This is a genomic window from Spinactinospora alkalitolerans (assembly GCF_013408795.1).
In the GTDB taxonomy this organism is placed as follows: domain Bacteria; phylum Actinomycetota; class Actinomycetes; order Streptosporangiales; family Streptosporangiaceae; genus Spinactinospora; species Spinactinospora alkalitolerans.
Map to the genome: position 1 here is coordinate 2934307 of NZ_JACCCC010000001.1, position 18092 is coordinate 2952398.

The window sequence follows — 18092 nt, forward strand, 5'->3', positions numbered from 1 at the left end:
CAGCGGGTCGCCCGGCCGTCCGGTCCCGTGGGACCGGGCCTCCACGGTGTGCAGGCAGCGCTTCTGTTCGCGACTCCAGGGCCCCGGGGGCGGTGACCGGCGGGTGGATTCAGGAGCCGCCGCATCAGCCCCGTCGTCTGCGCGTGCGGTAGGCGCGCTGCTGGCAGGCGCGCGAGCAGTAATCCCGCGGCCGGCCCGCGGAACTTCCGGCTACGGGACCGCCGCACACCGCACACTCTCTTTCGTCACGTATTCCATCACGGACGAGTGCCTCCACCCCGTCCAGCACCCGTTGGAGGCCGAACTCGAAGGGATCGGGCGGTGCGTCGTAGGCCCCCTCCCGGTACAGGCGGCTGAGGGTGGGATATTGGTCCAGGTGGGCGAATAACGAGTCGCGGCCCTGCCACCACTCCTCGTCGCTGACGCCGGTGCGCCGCTGCGCGCGGGCCGTTGCCGCCGACTGCCGGGCGGCGCTGTCGACGAAGCCGCCGACGAGGTTCACCGCCGCGACCACCTGCGCGGGCGGCAGACCGGTGCGCGCCACGATGCTCAGTGCGCGCTCGTTCGAGCGGCCGTTCGCGACGCTGCAGCGGGCCCGCGACGCGGCCGTGCCGGGAACCGTGGTCGAACTCAGGGCCGACACCTACCGCCTCACCGACATCTTCCTGCTCTCCGCCGAGAACTCCGGGGTCGTCCACCAGGCGCCCGAAGGCGTGACGCTCGCCGACAACACGACGCTGCCGCGGGAGGCGTTCGACGACGAGAGGAGTTCGCCGCCGGTATGCGTTCGGTCCACGGCGGCCTCCTGCTCTCCGGCATCCCGCGCATCACCCGCCCGCGCAAGCGGAAAAACACCGGCAACACCTCGGGGTTCACCGTCGTCGACCCCGGCGGCAACTGGATCCGCATCTTCCGCGGGAACGACGCGCAGCGCGAGCGGCTCGCCGACGCGTTGGCCAACGCGGCGGAGCTGGAGAACATCACGCGCGGAGGCCGCTCCCGGGACCGCTGACGGGCGCGGAGGCGGCCCGATCACCGGTCACATGCGGCCGGCGGCCTCTTCGGAGACCTCTCCGCCGTAACCGACCAGCGGGGCCCACGGCGATCGGGGGCGAGAGGCCGTCGCCCACCGTCCTCGATTTGCTGTATCAGCAAGAATATTTGCCAATCGATGGAGCGTTGGCGCATCATCTTCGATGGACGGAGGTGCTTCGCATGACTGCACACAAGGAACAGAACACGGCCGCCGCTCCCGCGGAGGGGGAACGCCGCTACGACGTCGTGGTCGTCGGCGGCGGGGCCGCCGGGCTGAGCGGGGCGCTGACCCTGGCCCGGGCGCGCCGCTCGGTGCTGGTGGTCGACGCCGGCCGGCCGCGCAACGCTCCGGCGGCCCACGCCCACGGCTATCTCACCCGCGATGGTGCGGCCCCCCTGGAGATCCTGGCCGCGGGCCGCGCGGAGGTGACCGGCTACGGCGGCGAGATCGTCGAGGGCAGCGCCGTGGCGGCCGAGCGCCTGGACACCGGGGGCTTTCGCGTCGTCCTCGACGACGGGTCCGCGGTCGCGGCGGACCGGCTGCTGGTGACCACCGGCCTGGTCGACGAACCGCCCCCGGTGCCCGGCGTGGCGGAGCGGTGGGGGCGCGAGGTGCTGCACTGCCCCTACTGCCACGGCTGGGAGGTCCGCGACCAGGCGATCGGCGTCCTGGCCACCGGACCGCTCGCGGTGCACGCGGCCCTGCTGTGGCGGCAGTGGAGCGAGGACGTGGCCCTCTTCTCGCACACCGCCCCCGAGTTCGGCGACGATGACTACGAGCGGCTCGCCGCCCGCGGCGTCGCCGTGGTGGACGGAGAGGTCACCGGCCTGGAGGTGACGGACGACCGGCTCACCGGCGTGCGGCTGGCCGGCGGCCGGGTGATCCCCCGCCAGGCCGTGGTGGTCGCCCCGCGCTTCACCGCCCGCGTCGGCGTCCTCGCCGGCCTGGGCCTTGAGGCGACCGAGCAGGAGATGGCCGGACACGTGATCGGCAGCCACATCGCCGCCGACCCGTCCGGGGCCACCGAGGTGGCCGGGGTGTGGGTGGCCGGCAACGTCGCCAACCTGACCGATCAGGTCATCGGGGCCGCCGCCGCGGGCGTGCGCGCCGCCGCGGCGATCAACGCCGACCTGGTCGCCGAGGAGACCCGCCGGGCCGTCGCCGACCGCAGCGCTCCCTTCTCCGCGCGGATGGAGCGCGAGACCTGCGAGCGCGTGCTCGCCGACCGCAGGCACGGCCTGTGAACCCGCCCGACACGACGACGCGAAGGAGAACGCACCGATGACCGACGACACCGTCTCGAACGAGGAGTTCTGGGACGCCCGCTACGGTGAGAGCGACCGGATCTGGAGCGGGAACCCCAACACCGTCCTGGTCCGTGAGGTCACCGGCATGCAGCCGGGCAGTGCCCTGGACCTGGGGTGCGGCGAGGGGGCCGACGCGATCTGGCTGGCGCGGCAGGGGTGGCGCGTCACCGCCGTCGACGTCTCCGGGGTCGCCCTCGACCGCGCGGCCCGGCACGCGGTGGCGGCGCAGGTCGCCGACCGCATCGACTGGCAGCGGCACGACCTCGGAACGTCCTTCCCCGCGGGCGCCTTCGACCTCGTCTCAGCCCATTTCCTGCACTCCCCCGGCGAAACGATGCCGCGGGAACGGATCCTGCGGACCGCCGCCTCGGCCGTCGCACCCGGCGGCGTGCTCCTCATCGCCGGACACGCGGGGTTCCCCTCCTGGGAGCACGATCACCATCCCGACGTGCACTTTCCCACGCCGGAGGAGGTCCTCGAATCCCTTGAGCTCCCGGACGGGCAGTGGGAGGTGCAGCTCTGCGAGGAGCACCAGCGCGTCCAGACCCGCCCCGACGGGCAGCCGGGCACCCGCACGGACAACACCCTCAGGGTCCGGCGCCTGAGCGGCTGAGCCCTCTGCGCCGGGCTCCGGCCCTCAGCGCATGCCGGCGCCGGGGGCCGGGACCCGGCCCCGCTCCGGATCAGTCGCGGCGGTCGGCCGCTCCTCCGGGCTCGGACAGCAGGTGCGGGGCGCGGGCCTTGACCGCGTCCAGCAGCCGGCGCCTCGACGGGTTGACCATCGCCTTTCCGGCGACGGTCACGGTCGGCACGGTCTCGTTGCCGTCCGCGACCGAGCGCACGAAGGCCGCCGCCTCGCGGTCCCTCCAGATGTTGACCTTGGTGTAGCGCAGCCGCGTGAAGAGCAGCCCCAGGCGCAGCTTCATGCAGTACGTGCAGCCGGGCCGCCAGTAGACGACCACGCCGTCGCGTTCTCTCATGAATTCCCTGTTCTCCTGTTCTGCCGTACGGGGTCGGGCGGATTGCGGCCGCGAAGTCCGCACCGTTATCGGCTGCGGGCCCGGTTCGCGGTGCTGTCGGCATGGCACCTGGTTTTCCGGATTTCAACTGGTGTCCAGCAGGAGACCTGAAGGCGCGGACCGGGCCCGCACGCCGGATCCGCCCGGTCTCCGCGACCGCGGCGGGGCGCCGCTCCGCACGGCCGGCTCAGGTCAGCCGCTTGAAGTAGAAGCTGCAGTCGCGGAGGCGGCCGCCCGGTTCGGCGGCGTAGTCGGGGACGATACCGAACCGGGTCCACCCGGCGCTGAGGTAGAGGTTCTCCGCGGCGCTGCCGGTCTCGGTGTCCAGGAGCAGCAACTCGACTCCGGCGTCGGCGGCGGCCTGCTCCGCGGTGGCCAGGAGCAGGCGGGCCAGGCCGCGGCCGCGGGCGTCGCGGCGGACCATGAGCTTGACGACCTCGGCGCGGTGCCGGGCGTTGGGCTTGGCGGACAGGGCCAGACCGACGGTGCCGACGACGCCCTCAGTGCTGCGGGCGGCCCACACGGCCAGGCCGCCCTCTTCCACGGCGGCGCGCTGGGCCAGCCACCAGGCCGCGGCCTGCTCCTGGTCGAAGGGGGCCAGGAAGCCGAGGGAGTCGCCGCCCTCAACGGCGTCGGCCAGAAGCTCGGCCAGGCCGTCCGCCTCGGCGTGGAGGTCATCGGCGGACAGGCGGGTGACGGTGTGCGTGGCAGGCATCGTCGGCTTCCTTCGCTGTGCGTGGGAGGGGAACGGGCCGAGTGCGTCGGGCGCGGCGCTCACGGCAGGACGACCATCAGGGCGTAGCGGACCGGGCCGGGGCCCGCGCAGCGGAACCGCGTACGGCCCCACAGCCGGAAGCGCAGGCAGTCACCCGCGCCGACCTCGTGCGCGCCGTCGCCCGCGGTCACCTCCAGGGCGCCTTCCAGTACCCAGATGTGCTGCTCCATGCCCGGAACGGGCGGCCTGTCGTAGGAGATGTCCGCGCCAGGGCGCAGCACGCCTTCGACGATCTCGCCGCGCAGCCCGGGATGGGGCGGCGACACCGACCGCCGGGTGAAGCCCGCTTCACCGTCGCGCCACATCACCTGCCGGTCGGCGCGCACCAGTTGCGGCGGCTCCGCCTCCACCTCCGCCAGAAGCTGCGACATCGTCATCCGGTAGGCCGCGCACAGCCGGTTGAGCATGGCCGCCGTCGGGCTGATCTCGGCCCGCTCCAGCCGCGACAGCGTCGAGCGGCTCACCTCCGTGCGTCGCGCCAGCTCCTCCAGCGACCAGCCGTTCTCCGCCCTCAGCTCCGCGAGCCGGCCGGCCAGGCGGGCCTCCACCCGCTCGCGCCCGCCCCGGGGATTCCGGCCATGGGACGGGCGCTCTTCCGTGCTTCCCATATTCGGCACCTTATCCCAGATGTGAGAACACCATCGTTCGCCCTCTCCGGCCTCGGGGAACGGTGGAACAGCGGTCAGCGGGCAGGCCGCGGAGGTGGGCGGCCTGCCCGCTCCCGGCGACCGGCCGCCCATTCGCTACGCGCGGGTGTCGGTGTCCCACAGGTCGGTGCTGTGGGCGCCGACGAGAGCACCGATGCGGGTCAGGACCTCGGCGGCGGGCAGGGCGGTCTCCGGGCGACGCCCGTCGCGCAGACGCAGGGCGACCCGGTCGTCGACGGCCTCCTTGGCGCCGATCACCGCCTGGTAGGGCACGAGCCGGCCGGCCCGGACGCGGGCGCCCAGGGTGCCGTGCTCGGGCCCGGCGATCTCCGCGCGCAGCCCCTGGTCGACGCATCGCCGCACGAACCCGGCGGCCCGGGGCATCTCGGCGTCGGAGACCGGGAGAACCAGTACCTGGGTGGGGGCGAGCCAGGCGGGGAACGCGCCGCCGTGCAGCTCGATGAGGTGCGCGACGGCCCTCTCCACGCTGCCGACGATGCTGCGGTGGACCATCACCGGCCGGTGTTTGGCGCCGTCCGGACCGATGTAGTGCAGGCCGAACCGCTCGGGCTGGTGGAAGTCGACCTGGACGGTGGACAGGGTGGTCTCGCGGCCGGCGCCGTCGGCGATCTGGACGTCGATCTTGGGACCGTAGAACGCCGCCTCCCCCTCGGCCGCCTCGTATGGCGCGCCGAAGCCGTCGAGGACGTCGATCAGCAGGGCGGTGGCCCGCTGCCACATGTCGGCGCCCGCGACGTACTTCCCGCCCGGCCCGGGCAGGGAGAGCCGGTAGCGGGCCGGACGGATGCCGAGAGCGCCGTATGCTTCGAGGATCAGCTCCAGGGCCGCCCGCGCCTCCTCGGCCACCTGGTCCAGGGTGCAGAAGATGTGGGCGTCGTTGAGCTGGATCGCCCGTACGCGGGTCAGCCCGCCGAGCACCCCTGAGAGCTCGGAGCGGTACATGCCTCCCAGCTCGGCCATCCGCAGGGGCAGTTCACGGTAGCTGTGGGCGCGGGAGCGGTAGATCAGCGCGTGGTGGGGGCACAGGCTCGGCCGCAGGACCACCTGCTCGCCTCCGAGATCCATCGGGGGGAACATGTCGTCGCTGTAGTGCGACCAGTGCCCGGAGATCTCGTACAGCTCCCGCTTGCCCAGCACGGGCGAGCACACGTGCCGGTAGCCCGCTCGGCGTTCGGCGCCGCGGACGTACTCCTCCAGGGCGTGGCGCACCGCGGCGCCGTCGGGCAGCCAGTACGGCAGTCCCGCGCCGATCAGGGGGTCGGTGTCGAACAGCTCCAACTCGCGGCCGAGCCTGCGGTGGTCGTGCATCGTGGTCTCCTCGCGGACGTTGGGCGAGTGACCACACGACGAAGCCCCGGGGCACTCGCCCCGGGGCTTCGGAAAGGACAACTGTCAGCGCGCCGGGACACTCTCCGGCGTCGTCGTCATACCAGCGCGCTTCATGTCGGCAACGCTAGCAGACGCGGCGATGCCCGCGCGGCCGGGGAACGGCCGCGAGTCGGAGTGCCCGGAGGAGGTCGCCGCCGAGGTCAGGACGGGGCCCGGTCGGCACGGTCCGGCAGAGCGGAGGCGGGCGTGCGGGAGTGGCGGGAGGCCTCGGAGGGCGGCTCTTCGTCCGTGACGTAGTGGTGCAGGCGGCCGGAGCCTTCGAGCATGGCCGCCGCCCGCTGCGTCAGCGCCGCCTGGCGCTGGGTGATCGCCGCGCGGAGGGCGTCGCTGCCGCCCGTCCGGCGCAGGCCGTCGAGGATGGGCCGGATCTGGGGCAGGGGGTAGCGGCTCTGGCGCAGCACGTTGATCATTCGTGCGTCTCGGACGTCGGTCGAACTGAAGCGGCGGTACCCGGTGCCCGGATCGCGCTCTGGAGCCAGCAGGCCGCTGGACTCCCACACGCGCAGGGCGGAGGCGCGCACACCGAGGTGGGCGGCCACCTCTCCGACGCGCATGCCCGGCCGCGCCGATGCCGAGGTGTCCGGGGTCTGCTCCGCGATCGCTTCGAGCGCCTCGCTGGCCGCCTGGAGGGAGAGCCGCTGCTCGTGCAGCGCGGCGTGGCCGGCGTCCACGAGCGTGAGCGCCAGGGGGAGGTCTCCGTCGTGGACGGCCCGCATGATCGCCTGGGCGGTGCCCGGCCCGTACCCCTTCGCGAGAGCCCGGTAGGTCACCAGGGCCCGACGGTGCCCGGCTCCGAACCTGCGGTAGCCGGCGGGGGTGCGCGGGGCCGGAGGCAGGATGCCCGCGTCCTCGTAGTTGCGGATCTGCTGGGTCGAGACGCCCGCCGTCCGCGCCAGATCGATGGGGCGCAGCCCCTTCTCCTCACGACTCATCGGTCCACCTTCCCACGACAGGCTTCACCGGCGAGTTGAAGGTTTTCCGTGCACATCTCCAGGCAACCATCGCCGATCGTGCAGCAAAGCTTCAATATATTACTTTCATGAAAAACTTGAAGGTATGGAAGTCGGCAACAGCGACGGCGGCCCGGGAGCCCCCGCCCGCCAGATGGACGAATCGATCCGCGTCAAGGGCGCGCGCCTGCACAACCTCAAAAGCGGCACGCTCGTCGTCCCGAAGAACAGGCTCGTCGTCCTGACCGGCCCGCCGGGTTCGGACAAGTCATCGCTGATGCGTGCAGATGCACTTCCTGCCCGACGTGGAGGTGCGCTGCCCCGCCTGCCGTGGACGCCGCTTCACACCCGAGGTGCTCGCTGTGCGCTACGGCGGTCACACCATCGCGCAGGTGCTCGACATGACGGTGGATGGGGCGCTCGCGCTCTCGAGGACCTGCCCGCGGCCGCGGCGCGGTTGCGGCGCATGGCCGATGTCGGGCTCGGCTACCTGCAACTGGGCCAACCGGCGACGAGGGTGTCTCCCGGGCCGAGGAAAGCGTGGCACGCCTTCGGCTCTGGCCGTAGCGCGTTCCCGCCGGACTTCTTGTCCGCGAAGATCTTCCGGCACCCGGCGGCGGTCAGTGCGTCGATCCGCCGGCGGCGGGGCTTATGGTCGGCGGACTTCCCGACCGCGTCGGTCGGCCAGGCGCTTGGCGTACCGGTGGCACGGGACGGGGATCGGCCCGTCCGGGCCTTCCGCGGGGTAGTCGAACGGACCTTCGTCGGCCCAGCCCTGGCGTTCGTAGAAGTGGCGTGCGCGGGCGTTGCCGGTGGCGACGGCGAGCCAGGCCCGGTCGTGGCCGTGCTCCTCGACGAGGTGCTCCGCCTCTGTGAGGAGCAGGCCTGCCACGCCCGTGCCGCGATGGGCCGCTGCCACGTAGACCTGCTCGACCTCGTCGGCGACCACCATGGCGAACCCTGCCACCGCGCCGTCGAGGACCGCGACCACGGTGTCTCCGACCCGCTGCGCCGCGCGGGACGCGAACGACTCGGGTGTGCGGGCCGCGACCAGATCGCCGGGTACGTGTCCCAGATGGCCGTCGCGCCATCCACTACGCCAAATGTCGGCTACCGTCTCTGCGTCGGCAGGGCTCGCGGGCCGGAGGGTGAGCGGCTTGTCGTGTACAGACATGCGGGCAGGCTAACCAGGGGGTCCGACATCGGCCGCCCGCCGATCGCCTCGTTCGTCTGTGCGGCCTGGTCGAGAGATCCGGTTCCTCCCGAAAGCGCGGCAACCGAACGAGTAACTCGCAGGTAACTTTCCGAGGGTGTGGGACGCGGACAGGTCAGGGGTTCCTTTGGGATGGACGGGAAAATACGGTGCGCCGCAAGAAGGCCGCTGATTCACCAGGGACGTAGAAAGGAGTGGAGGTCTGTGTCCACCTCCAAGCGTCACCAGATGACGATCTTCGCCGACTTCAACCAGATCTACGTTGAGGACGCCTCCGCCACCGCCGATCCATCCGACCCCGAGGTCTTCGACAGCCTCATCGACGACCTGGTCGCCGCCCAGGACGGCCGCGTCCTCTTCGGCACCGCCCGGCGAATGAACGTGCCGGTCGTGCTGGAACTGCGCGATACTCCGCCGCCGGATCACGACAGCAGCGGTGCCGACCACCTCACCGAGGCCCCGCTAGAGATCACCAGCGGTACGCTCGCCGTACGAGGGCCGATCGACCGAACCGGCGAACTGATCGCCCTCAGCCCAGGCGCCTACCGGGTACGAATGGCCGTCAGCGGCATGGGGACCCTCAGTGATGACGCCCTTGAAGGCGATGACCTCTATCGGATCACGCTTTGGCGCAGCCCGTTCACCGACCCGGAGGTTCTTATCCGCTATCCCTATCCTGTCGGTGGCTAGGCAGTGTTTTGAACGGTTGAGGTCGCGCAGTCAGGGGACTGGAGCCGGTTCTCCTCCCACCAGCACAAGTTCGACGCGCTGTGCCACCGCTACCTCAACGGCGATCCCATGGCCCAGGCCGCGTTGGCCCGCTTCTCCAGCGACGGCGGCCTCGTCGGTGCTGAGCGGGTGAGCCTGGGAGGAGACAGATCCGAGCTGGTGGCGGAAGAATGACTCACTGCTCCGCCGCGCCCTCGGCGGCCCCAGCCGGCATGTACCGGTATCCGCATCGAGCCTGCTTCGTGTCACGGTCGAAGTGCGACAGAGCGTACCGCTACTCCATTCGCACCTGCCTTGGTCAGGCGCCGGCGGCCGACGGCTTTTGTTCGTTTTCCACAACTGGAGCCGAGTAGCGTTCGCTGTCTGCGACATGGCGCTGCCAGCCGACAGACGGAAGGGTGAACACTGCCGGGGGCCGCCGTGTCGCGGCGCGCACATCGTTGGTCTACAGAAGGGCTCGGTCGGGTGTTCAGTCGTATCGCCATCGTCAACCGCGGTGAGGCCGCTATGCGGCTCATCCACGCCGTACGGGACATCGCCGCGGAGACCGGGAAACGGATCGAGACGGTCGCCCTGCACACCGACGTCGACCGCACCGCCACGTTCGTGCGCGAAGCCGACATCGCCTACGACCTGGGTCCCGCGTCCGCGCGCCCGTACCTCGACCTGAAGGCGCTGGAGCGCGCGCTGGTGGAGACCGGAGCCGACGCCGCGTGGGTCGGCTGGGGCTTCGTCGCAGAGGATCCGGCGTTCGCGGAGCTGTGCGAGGAGGTCGGAGTCACCTTCGTCGGACCGAGCGCGGACGCCATGCGCAGGCTCGGCGACAAGATCGGCGCGAAGCTGGTCGCCGAGGAGGTCGGCGTGCCGGTCGCGCCGTGGAGCCGCGGTGCGGTCGAGACCCTGGACGCCGCACTGGCGGCGGCGGCCGAGGTCGGCTACCCGCTGATGCTGAAGGCGACCGCGGGCGGCGGCGGGCGCGGCATCCGCGTGATCACGAACGAGGCCGAGCTCGCCGACGCCTACGAGCGCACCAGCCAGGAGGCCGCGCGGGCGTTCGGCAGCGGCGTCGTGTTCCTGGAGCGCCTGGTCACCGGAGCCCGGCACGTCGAGGTCCAGGTGATCGCCGACGGCGAGGGCACCGCGTGGGCGCTCGGCGTCCGCGACTGCTCGGTGCAGCGGCGCAACCAGAAGGTCATCGAGGAGTCGGCGTCGCCGGTGCTCGACTCCGTGCAGACAGCCGAGCTCAAGGCGTCGGCCGAACGGCTGGCCGTCGCGGTCGGTTACCGCGGCGCGGCGACCGTCGAGTTCCTCTACCACCCCGGCGACAAGCTGTTCGCGTTCCTCGAGGTCAACACCCGCCTGCAGGTCGAGCACCCGATCACCGAGTCCACCACCGGATTCGATCTGGTCAAGGCACAACTGCGGGTGGCATCCGGCGGCAGGCTCGACGGCGAGCCGCCGGTGGAGCGCGGGCACGCCGTCGAGGCCCGACTGAACGCCGAAGACCCCGACCGCGACTTCGCGCCCTCCCCGGGGCGCATCGCGCGGCTGAACCTGCCCGCCGGGCCGGGCATCCGCGTGGACACCGGCGTCAGCGAGGGCGACACCATCCCCACCGACTTCGACTCGATGATCGCGAAGATCATCGCCTACGGCCGCGACCGCGACGAGGCGCTCGGCAGGCTGCGCCGGGCGATGGCGCAGACCACCGTGATCATCGAGGGCGGCGTGACGAACAAGAGCTTCGTGCTCGACCTGCTCGACCAGCCCGAGGTGATCGACGCCAGCGCGGACACCGGCTGGATCGACCGCGTCCGCGGCGAGGGCAGGCTCGTCTCGCACCGGCACTCCGCCGTCGCGCTGGCGGCCGCCGCCATCGAGGCGTACGAGGAGGAGGAACGCGTCGAGCGGCAGCGGCTGCTGTCGACGGCGTTCGGCGGACGCCCGCAGGTGCAGCACGAGAGCGGCCGACCGCTGGACCTCAAGCTGCGTGGCGTCGGCTACCGCGTGCGCGTCGCGCGGGTCGGCGCGCACCGGTTCCGCGTCGGCGTCGAGGCGGGTGGCGGCGTCCGCACCGCCGACGTCGAACTCGACCGCTTCGACCGGCACACCGGGCAGATCGTCGTCAACGGCACCCGGTACCGCCTGCTCACCGGCACGCACGGGCCGATCCACCTGGTCGAGGTGGACGGCGTGACGCACCGGGTCAGCCGTGACGAGGGCGGCGTCCTCCGCTCGCCCGTGCCCGCGCTGGTCGTCGCCACGCCGCTGGAGGTCGGCGCCGAGGTCGGGGCGGGCGCGCCGGTGCTGGTGCTGGAGAGCATGAAGATGGAGACGGTGCTGCGGGCGCCGTTCAAGGCGCGGCTGAAGGAATGCGCCGTGTCCGTGGGCAGCCAGGTGGAGACCGGTGCACCGCTGCTGCGGTTGGAGCCGCTCGCCGACGACGCCGAAGCCGAGGACACCTCGGCCGCCGAGTCCGTCGAGCTGGACCTACCGGCCGCGACCGAGGAGATCCCGGCGCGGGAGCGGCTCACGCGCGGCCAGGAGGACCTGCGCAGCCTGCTGCTGGGCTTCGACGTCGACCCGCACGACGAACGCCGGGTGCTCGACGACTACCTCGCCGCACGCCGGGCGGCCACCGAGGACGGCCACCGTCCGCTGGCCGAGGAGCTGGAGCTCGTCGATGTGTTCGCCGACCTCGCCGAGCTGAGCCGCAACCGGCCGGCGGGCGAGGACGGCGGCGGCGACAACCACGTGCACAGCGCCCGCGAGTACTTCCACACCTACCTGCAGAGCCTCGACGTCGAGCGGGCCGGGCTGCCGGAGGCGTTCCAGGCCAAGCTCGCCAAGGCGCTCGGGCACTACGGTGTCACCGAGCTGGAGCGCTCCCCCGAGCTCGAAGCCGCGGTGTTCCGGATCTTCCTCGCCCAGCAGCGCCTGTCCGCCGACGCCACGGTCGTCACGACGTTGCTGCGCGCGTGGCTGCGGGAGCCGCCGCCGGACGAGACGCTGCGCGAGCCCGCCGGTCTCGCGCTGGAGCGGCTGGTGGCCGCGACGCAGGTCCGCTTCCCCGTGGTCTCCGACCTCGCGCGCGGCGTGGTGTTCGCCTGGTTCGGCCAGCCGCTGCTGCGCCGCAACCGCGCCCGCGTCTACGCCGACGTCCGCAAGCACCTGCGCCACCTGGACGCACATCCGGACGCGCCGGACCGCGCCGAGCGCGTCGCCGAGATGGTGCGCAGCACCGAGCCGCTCGTGCGGCTGCTCGGCCGGCGGCTTGTCCGCGGCGACCTGGACAACGCGGTCATGCTGGAGGTGCTGACCCGGCGGTACTACGGCAACAAGGGTCTCACCGGCGTCCGCACCAGCGAGGTCGCGGGCTGCACGTTCGTGGTCGCCGAGCGCGCGGGCTCGTGCGTGGCCTCCTCCGCGGTGAGCTTCGAAGCGCTGGGCAGCGCGCTGCGCGGGCTTGCGGAGCTGGCGGGCGGCGAGGACGCCATCGACGCCGACATCTATCTCGCCTGGGAGAAGCAGCCGGAGGACTCCGACGCGATGGCGGCCGCGCTGCACGAGGCCGTCAGCGCGCACCCGCTGCCCAACCAGGTCCGCAGACTCACCGCCACCGTTGCGGGCAGCGGCGGCGCGGTGATGCACCACCACTTCACGTTCCGCCCGTCGACCAGCGGGATGACCGAGCATCGGCTGATCCGCGGCCTGCACCCGTACATCGCGCAGCGGATGCAGCTGGAGCGGCTGAGCAAGTTCGACCTCACCCGGCTGCCGTCGTCGGACGAGGAGGTCTACCTCTTCCAGTGCGTGGCGCGGGAGAACCCGTCGGACGACCGCCTCGTCGCGTTCGCACAGGTGCGCGACCTGACCGAGCTGCGCGAGCACGACGGCAGGCTGGTTGCGCTGCCGACGGCCGAGGACACCATCGCCACCTGCCTCGACTCGATCCGCCGCGCGCAGTCGCGGCGACCGTCGAAGAAACGCTTCAACACCAACCGGATCGTGGTCTACGTCTGGCCGCCGAGTGACATCACCCGCGCGGAGCTGGAGATGATCGCCGGGCGCGTGCTGCCGACGACCGCAGGCGCCGGGCTGGAGGAGATCCTGCTCATCGCGCGGCAGCGCGACCGGAAGACCGGCGAGCTGACCAAGACCGCCGTGCGCATCTCCTTCGACGCCACCGGCGGCACCGAGCTGACCGTCGGCGAGCCGTCGGACGAGCCGGTCGAGCCGGTCGACGACTACCGGCAGAAGGTGCTGCGCGCGAGCAGCCGCAACACGGTGTACCCGTACGAGCTGACCGGCCTGCTCGGCGACTTCGTCGAGCACGATCTCGACGACGGCCACGCGCTGGTGCCGGTCGACCGGCCGAAGGGAAGCAACACCGCGGCGATCGTCGCGGGCGTGGTCACCACGCCGACCCGGCGGCATCCACAGGGCGTCACCAGGGTGGTGCTGCTCGGCGACCCGACGAAGTCGCTCGGCGCGCTGTCGGAGCCGGAGTGCCGCCGCGTGATCGCGGCGCTGGACCTGGCCGAGCGGATGCGGGTGCCACTGGAGTGGTACGCGCTGTCCGCCGGCGCCCGGATCTCCATGGAGTCGGGCACCGAGAACATGGACTGGGTGGCCGCGGCGCTCAAGCGGATCGTCGAGTTCACCCAGGACGGCGGCGAGATCAACATCGTGGTCGCGGGCATCAACGTCGGCGCGCAGCCGTACTGGAACGCCGAAGCGACGATGCTCATGCACACCAAGGGCATCCTGGTGATGACGCCGGACTCGGCGATGGTGCTCACCGGCAAGCAGTCGCTCGACTTCTCCGGTGGCGTGTCGGCCGAGGACAACTTCGGCATCGGCGGCTACGACCGGGTGATGGGCCCGAACGGGCAGGCGCAGTACTGGGCGCCGAACCTGGCCGCCGCGCGGGACGTGCTGATGTCGCACTACGCCCATTCCTACATCGCACCGGGCGAGGAGGCGCCGCGACGGGCGACGACCACCGATCCCGTCGACCGCGACATCTCCGACTTCCCGCACGCCGTGGTGGGCAGCGACTTCACCACCGTCGGCGAGATCTTCTCCGCCGAGGCCAACCCGGACCGCAAGAAGCCGTTCGACATCCGGACCGTGATGCGGGCGCTCTCCGACCAGGACCACCCGGTACTGGAACGCTGGGCGGGCATGGCCGACGCGGAGACCGCAGCGGTGCAGGACGTGCATCTCGGCGGCATGCCGGTGTGCCTGCTCGGCATCGAGTCGCGGGCGGTGCCGCGGCGCGGCTTCCCGCCCACCGACGGCCCGGACACCTACACCGCGGGCACGCTGTTCCCGCGGTCGTCGAAGAAGGCCGCACGGGCGATCAACGCGGCCAGCGGCAACCGGCCGCTGGTGGTGCTGGCGAACCTGTCGGGCTTCGACGGCTCGCCGGAATCGATGCGGAAGCTGCAGCTGGAGTACGGAGCCGAGATCGGCCGCGCGATCGTGAACTTCCGCGGGCCCATTGTGTTCTGCGTGATCTCGCGGTACCACGGCGGCGCGTTCGTGGTGTTCTCGAAGGCGCTGAACCCGAACATGACCGTGCTCGCGCTGGAAGGCTCGTTCGCCTCGGTGCTCGGCGGCGCCCCCGCCGCCGCGGTGGTGTTCTCAGGCGACGTCAACGCCCGCGCCGCGGCCGACCCGCGCGTGCGGGACCTGGAGGCCCGCGGCGCGGCCGCCTCCGGCGCCGACCGCGCCGCGTTGACCGCGGAGCTCGACGAGCTCCGCTCGTCGGTCCGCGCGGAGAAGCTCGGTGAGGTGGCCACGGAGTTCGACCGCGTGCACGACATCCAGCGCGCGGTCGAGGTCGGCTCCGTCGACGCCGTCATCCGCGCCGCGGAACTGCGCCCACGGATCATCGAGGCCATCGAGTCCCGTCTGCGCTGACCCCACCCCGGCGCACTGCGACCTGCTGAGGTTGGCAAAAGTTGCGCGGTGCGCGGGGATCGGTTGCGGCCCGGCGGCTGGGATGGCCGGGCTCTGCTGTGCGGCCCTGTTCGCTTCCGGGTATCGGGCGGCCTGCACTGAAAAGCAGCAGCGACGGCGGGCAGGGGACCCGCATCGGGGCAGCCGGGCCGCGCGCACCTCGCTCAGGCGCTCGACGGTACGTGCGCAGAACGCCTCCTCCGCTCGGCTCTGGGCCGCGGCGATGATGCGGCCGGGGCTCGATCCGGGCCTGATCCCTTTGCCGCTCCGTCGGCCGCGGTCTCGGGTGGTCGCGATGGCGTTCCTCAGTCGGGGTGGTGGGCGGTGCCGGGACGCGGGGCGGCGTCGCCTCGGTGGTGGGGGATGTCGTGGACGGCGTGGTAGGCGTAGCCGAGCGCTTCGTCGACCAGGCCGGCCAGGTGGTCGCTGGTGATGCGGTACAGCATCCGGCGTCCCTCGCGCCGTGCCTGGACCAGGCCGGCCAGGCGCAGCCGCCCCAGGTGCTGCGACACCGACGAGCGCGAGGCCTCGACCTTCCCGGTCAGGGTGGTGACGTCGTGTTCGGTGTTGAGCAGCCGCAGCAGGTGCAGCCGGGTGGGGTCGGCCAGCAGCCCGAGGACTTCGGCGGCCGCCCCGTACTGCTCGTCGGAGCCCTCGCCGCCGACATCGGATTTGTTGTCACGCGCGTGCATGTTTGCATAATGTCGAACGCACGCCCCCGTCGCAACCCGCGGGGGCCACCCACCTGCGACGGATGTGAGCACCCATGGCCGACGAGCACGCACACCACCGACACGACCATGAGGCCGGCCATGGGCGCGGGGGGCCGTGGTCGGTGTGGGCGCGGCTGCGCCACAGGCTGACCCCGCACAGCCACGACGCCGCCGACCGGTTCGATTCGGCACTGGAGGCCAGCCGGCTGGGGGTGCGCACCCTGGTGTGGTCGTTCGCGGCGCTGATGGCCACGGCCGTGCTCCAGGCCGTGATCGTGGCCTTCACCGGCTCGGTGGCGCTGCTGGGCGACACCATCCACAACTTCGCCGACGCCCTGACCGCGCTGCCGGTGGGTGTCGCCCTGCTGCTGGGCCGGCGCGCGGCCAGTCGGCGCTTCACCTACGGGCTGGGCCGCGCCGAGGACCTGGCCGGGGTGGTCGTGGTGGTGCTGATCGCCGCCTCGGCCGTGCTGGTCGGCTACGAGGCGATCGGGCGCCTGGCCGATCCGCAGCCGGTGGCCCACCTGTGGGCGGTGGCCGCCGCCGGGGTGGTCGGCTTCGCCGGCAACGAGCTGGTGGCCCGCTGGCGTATCCGGGTGGGACGGCGCATCGGCTCGGCCGCGCTGGTGGCCGACGGGATGCACGCCCGCGCCGACGGCTTCACCTCCCTGGCCGTCATCGGCGGAGCGGCCGGGGTCGGGCTGGGCTTTCCGATCGCCGACCCGCTGATCGGTCTGGCCATCACCGTCGCGATCGCCTTCGTCGGCTACGGCGCCGCCGGACAGGTCGGCGCCCGGCTGATGGACGCCGTCGACCCCGCGCTGGTGGAAACGGCCGAGCGCGTCGCCGCCGGAGTGGACGGTGTCGCAGGAGTGGGCAAGGTCCGGATGCGCTGGATCGGCCACGGTCTGCGTGCGGAAGTGTCGGTGTCGGTGGGGGCGGGACTGGCCGTGGGCGAGGCGCACCGCATCGCCCACGCGGCCGAGCACGCCCTCATCCACGCCATACCGCGGATGGGGGCGGTGACCGTCCACACCGAACCCGACACCGGAGCCGAGACCATCCACCGGGAACTCGCCCACCACCGATGACCGGCCACCACGCTCGGCCGCACTCCGACGGCTCACCGCGCCACCGACCGACCCGGCCCCCCTTTCCGCCTGCTTGATCCGTCCCTTCCGTCGACCAGCCTGTGGAGGAGAAAGTACAGGCCCGGGGGTAGCCGCGCTCCCCAGGCTCTGCTCGGGCATTCCTCGGCCGAGACCACCATCCGGTACTTCCGCGCCGGCGCGGCGGAGAACGCCGCCGTCGTCGAGCGCGCCTTCGCCCCCGTGAGCAGCGCCTGAAGTCACCCGCCGGTCAGTTGGCGCCTGATGACGTGGTCCTTACCGGCACCTCTAAGCCCGGTCATTCCTCGGGGCGGAAGGAGAGGCTCCCATTGCCGTACGCCCTCGCTTCGACGCGCTCCTGGTCGCCGGTGTTCGGATTCAGATACACGCAGCGGTAACCAGGGGCCTCCGACGCGGCGCTGGTCGGGACCGCCTCCATCTCCTCCATGTCGCAGTTGACGTAATCGGTGTCCTGGCTGAAGCGGAGGTCGTTCTCGACGACGCTGCGCAGCAGCGGTGCCGTATAGACCGGTTCCGGGGCCGTCCCGTCAGGCCGCTGGCCGTAGTTGTAGTCGAACTCCTTGCCGCGGTAGGTGACGGTGCAGTCGAGCGAGATGGAATCACCGTCGAGCTCGCTGGTGGTATCGATGCACTCGGATTCCGAATCCGGGTCGGCTGCCCGCGCGAATGCGGAGACATCGCGCAGCGCCTCCCAGGCGATGCGCTCCGTCAGCGGCGCGTCGGAGGGGGGATCGGCGACGGGAAGATCGGCCTCGTCGAGCTCGGGCTCGCGGCTGGGGATCTTCCCGTGTTCCAATCCGCTGGTGTCCATATCCGATGGATCGCCCCACTCCTCTTCCTGGGCCGTGGGCCGGTCATCGAGGAACCCGGGCGAGACGGGGACGGCGCATCCGCTCAGCGTGAGTGCGGCCGCCGCGCACACCAGTACCGATGGGATGCGAGAAGAGCGGATGGGCGGCACGGTGGTTCTGCTCCTTCTCGGACAACGGCAGGGACTGGCCTTCCATGCTGACGCCTGGAAAACGACCGGCACGGCCAAGACCGTACGGCCTGCCGACAGGGTGAAAGCGCCCCGTCGCTGAACCGCTATCAAGATCGCGGCGCTATCGCCAAGAACTGGAAAACGCGATTCCGGAAGTGAACACCGGTCGCGGCTGCGTCTGCGGGGATGCCCTTTGTCAGCAGGGGCGGGCTGG

Annotated in this window: 16 protein-coding genes; 6 read left to right on the top strand and 10 right to left on the bottom strand. The window is 72.0% G+C overall.

Annotation, left to right across the window (positions count from 1 at the left end; translation table 11 throughout):
• Positions 1-124 precede the first annotated feature (124 nt).
• On the bottom strand, positions 125-643 hold the full coding sequence (locus HDA32_RS12975; protein WP_179643426.1) for a TetR/AcrR family transcriptional regulator C-terminal domain-containing protein: 519 nt from the start codon (positions 641-643) through the stop codon (positions 125-127).
• Positions 644-796 carry a hypothetical protein gene (locus HDA32_RS12980; RefSeq protein WP_179643427.1) on the bottom strand — a complete coding sequence of 51 codons (153 nt, stop codon included), beginning with the start codon at positions 794-796 and terminating at the stop codon, positions 644-646.
• Here HDA32_RS12980 and HDA32_RS30195 point away from each other — a divergent pair.
• The 3 genes from HDA32_RS30195 to HDA32_RS12995 all read left to right on the top strand — a co-directional run bounded on the left by HDA32_RS30195 (position 782) and on the right by HDA32_RS12995 (position 2956).
• Positions 782-1012, top strand: coding sequence for a DUF8817 family protein (locus tag HDA32_RS30195; RefSeq protein WP_218882435.1), 231 nt, complete (start codon positions 782-784; stop codon positions 1010-1012). The two genes, HDA32_RS12980 and HDA32_RS30195, sit on opposite strands and share 15 nt — an antisense overlap.
• A gap of 203 nt (positions 1013-1215) precedes the next feature.
• A complete protein-coding gene (locus HDA32_RS12990; RefSeq protein ID WP_179643428.1) occupies positions 1216-2280 on the top strand; it encodes an NAD(P)/FAD-dependent oxidoreductase in 1065 nt (354 codons plus the stop codon).
• A 37-nt stretch (positions 2281-2317) separates the two neighbouring features.
• Complete coding sequence (locus HDA32_RS12995) at positions 2318-2956, top strand: class I SAM-dependent methyltransferase (protein WP_179643429.1); 639 nt, start codon at positions 2318-2320, stop codon at positions 2954-2956.
• Between the two features lie 70 nt (positions 2957-3026).
• On the opposite strand, the gene HDA32_RS13000 is transcribed toward HDA32_RS12995, so the two are convergent.
• From HDA32_RS13000 to HDA32_RS13025, 6 genes are all read right to left on the bottom strand, one after another.
• A complete protein-coding gene (locus HDA32_RS13000; protein WP_179643430.1) occupies positions 3027-3323 on the bottom strand; it encodes a glutaredoxin domain-containing protein in 297 nt (98 codons plus the stop codon).
• A gap of 226 nt (positions 3324-3549) precedes the next feature.
• Positions 3550-4077, bottom strand: a complete 528-nt coding sequence (locus tag HDA32_RS13005; RefSeq protein WP_179643431.1) for a GNAT family N-acetyltransferase — start codon at positions 4075-4077, stop codon at positions 3550-3552.
• Between the two features lie 59 nt (positions 4078-4136).
• Positions 4137-4745, bottom strand: coding sequence for a helix-turn-helix domain-containing protein (locus HDA32_RS13010; RefSeq protein ID WP_179643432.1), 609 nt, complete (start codon positions 4743-4745; stop codon positions 4137-4139).
• A 135-nt stretch (positions 4746-4880) separates the two neighbouring features.
• Entirely contained in the window at positions 4881-6113 is a 1233-nt protein-coding gene (gene thrS, locus HDA32_RS13015; protein WP_179643433.1) for a threonine--tRNA ligase, read from the bottom strand.
• Positions 6114-6334: 221 nt separating this feature from the next.
• Positions 6335-7126: a MerR family transcriptional regulator gene (locus HDA32_RS13020; protein WP_179643434.1), complete on the bottom strand. Its 792-nt coding sequence runs from the start codon at positions 7124-7126 to the stop codon at positions 6335-6337.
• 667 nt (positions 7127-7793) lie between these two features.
• Complete coding sequence (locus HDA32_RS13025) at positions 7794-8318, bottom strand: GNAT family N-acetyltransferase (RefSeq protein ID WP_179643435.1); 525 nt, start codon at positions 8316-8318, stop codon at positions 7794-7796.
• Positions 8319-8561: 243 nt separating this feature from the next.
• On the opposite strand from HDA32_RS13025, the gene HDA32_RS13030 reads away from it, so the two are divergent.
• Both HDA32_RS13030 and HDA32_RS13035 read left to right on the top strand, forming a co-directional pair.
• Entirely contained in the window at positions 8562-9047 is a 486-nt protein-coding gene (locus HDA32_RS13030) for a hypothetical protein (RefSeq protein ID WP_179643436.1), read from the top strand.
• Between the two features lie 504 nt (positions 9048-9551).
• The gene (locus HDA32_RS13035; protein WP_179643437.1) at positions 9552-15014 is read left to right on the top strand and encodes an ATP-binding protein; all 5463 of its coding nucleotides are present in this window, start codon (positions 9552-9554) and stop codon (positions 15012-15014) included.
• A 344-nt stretch (positions 15015-15358) separates the two neighbouring features.
• Here the strand turns inward: HDA32_RS13035 and HDA32_RS13040 are convergent, their stop codons facing one another.
• Positions 15359-15745 carry an ArsR/SmtB family transcription factor gene (locus HDA32_RS13040; RefSeq protein ID WP_179643438.1) on the bottom strand — a complete coding sequence of 129 codons (387 nt, stop codon included), beginning with the start codon at positions 15743-15745 and terminating at the stop codon, positions 15359-15361.
• A gap of 74 nt (positions 15746-15819) precedes the next feature.
• On the opposite strand from HDA32_RS13040, the gene HDA32_RS13045 reads away from it, so the two are divergent.
• Positions 15820-16857, top strand: coding sequence for a cation diffusion facilitator family transporter (locus HDA32_RS13045; RefSeq protein WP_179643439.1), 1038 nt, complete (start codon positions 15820-15822; stop codon positions 16855-16857).
• Positions 16858-17173: 316 nt separating this feature from the next.
• On the opposite strand, the gene HDA32_RS13050 is transcribed toward HDA32_RS13045, so the two are convergent.
• Complete coding sequence (locus tag HDA32_RS13050) at positions 17174-17857, bottom strand: hypothetical protein (protein WP_179643440.1); 684 nt, start codon at positions 17855-17857, stop codon at positions 17174-17176.
• Positions 17858-18092 lie beyond the last annotated feature (235 nt).

What these genes read in the sequence shown, in the direction of transcription:
- HDA32_RS13045 (WP_179643439.1), top strand. Translation starts at nt 15,820, where the DNA reads ATGGCCGACGAGCACGCACACCACCGACACGACCATGAGGCCGGCCAT.
- HDA32_RS12990 (WP_179643428.1), top strand. Translation starts at nt 1,216, where the DNA reads ATGACTGCACACAAGGAACAGAACACGGCCGCCGCTCCCGCGGAGGGG.
- HDA32_RS12995 (WP_179643429.1), top strand. Translation starts at nt 2,318, where the DNA reads ATGACCGACGACACCGTCTCGAACGAGGAGTTCTGGGACGCCCGCTAC.
- HDA32_RS13025 (WP_179643435.1), bottom strand. Translation starts at nt 8,318, where the DNA reads ATGTCTGTACACGACAAGCCGCTCACCCTCCGGCCCGCGAGCCCTGCC.
- thrS (WP_179643433.1), bottom strand. Translation starts at nt 6,113, where the DNA reads ATGCACGACCACCGCAGGCTCGGCCGCGAGTTGGAGCTGTTCGACACC.
- HDA32_RS13020 (WP_179643434.1), bottom strand. Translation starts at nt 7,126, where the DNA reads ATGAGTCGTGAGGAGAAGGGGCTGCGCCCCATCGATCTGGCGCGGACG.
- HDA32_RS13005 (WP_179643431.1), bottom strand. Translation starts at nt 4,077, where the DNA reads ATGCCTGCCACGCACACCGTCACCCGCCTGTCCGCCGATGACCTCCAC.
- HDA32_RS13040 (WP_179643438.1), bottom strand. Translation starts at nt 15,745, where the DNA reads ATGCACGCGCGTGACAACAAATCCGATGTCGGCGGCGAGGGCTCCGAC.
- HDA32_RS13000 (WP_179643430.1), bottom strand. Translation starts at nt 3,323, where the DNA reads ATGAGAGAACGCGACGGCGTGGTCGTCTACTGGCGGCCCGGCTGCACG.
- HDA32_RS13010 (WP_179643432.1), bottom strand. Translation starts at nt 4,745, where the DNA reads ATGGGAAGCACGGAAGAGCGCCCGTCCCATGGCCGGAATCCCCGGGGC.
- HDA32_RS30195 (WP_218882435.1), top strand. Translation starts at nt 782, where the DNA reads ATGCGTTCGGTCCACGGCGGCCTCCTGCTCTCCGGCATCCCGCGCATC.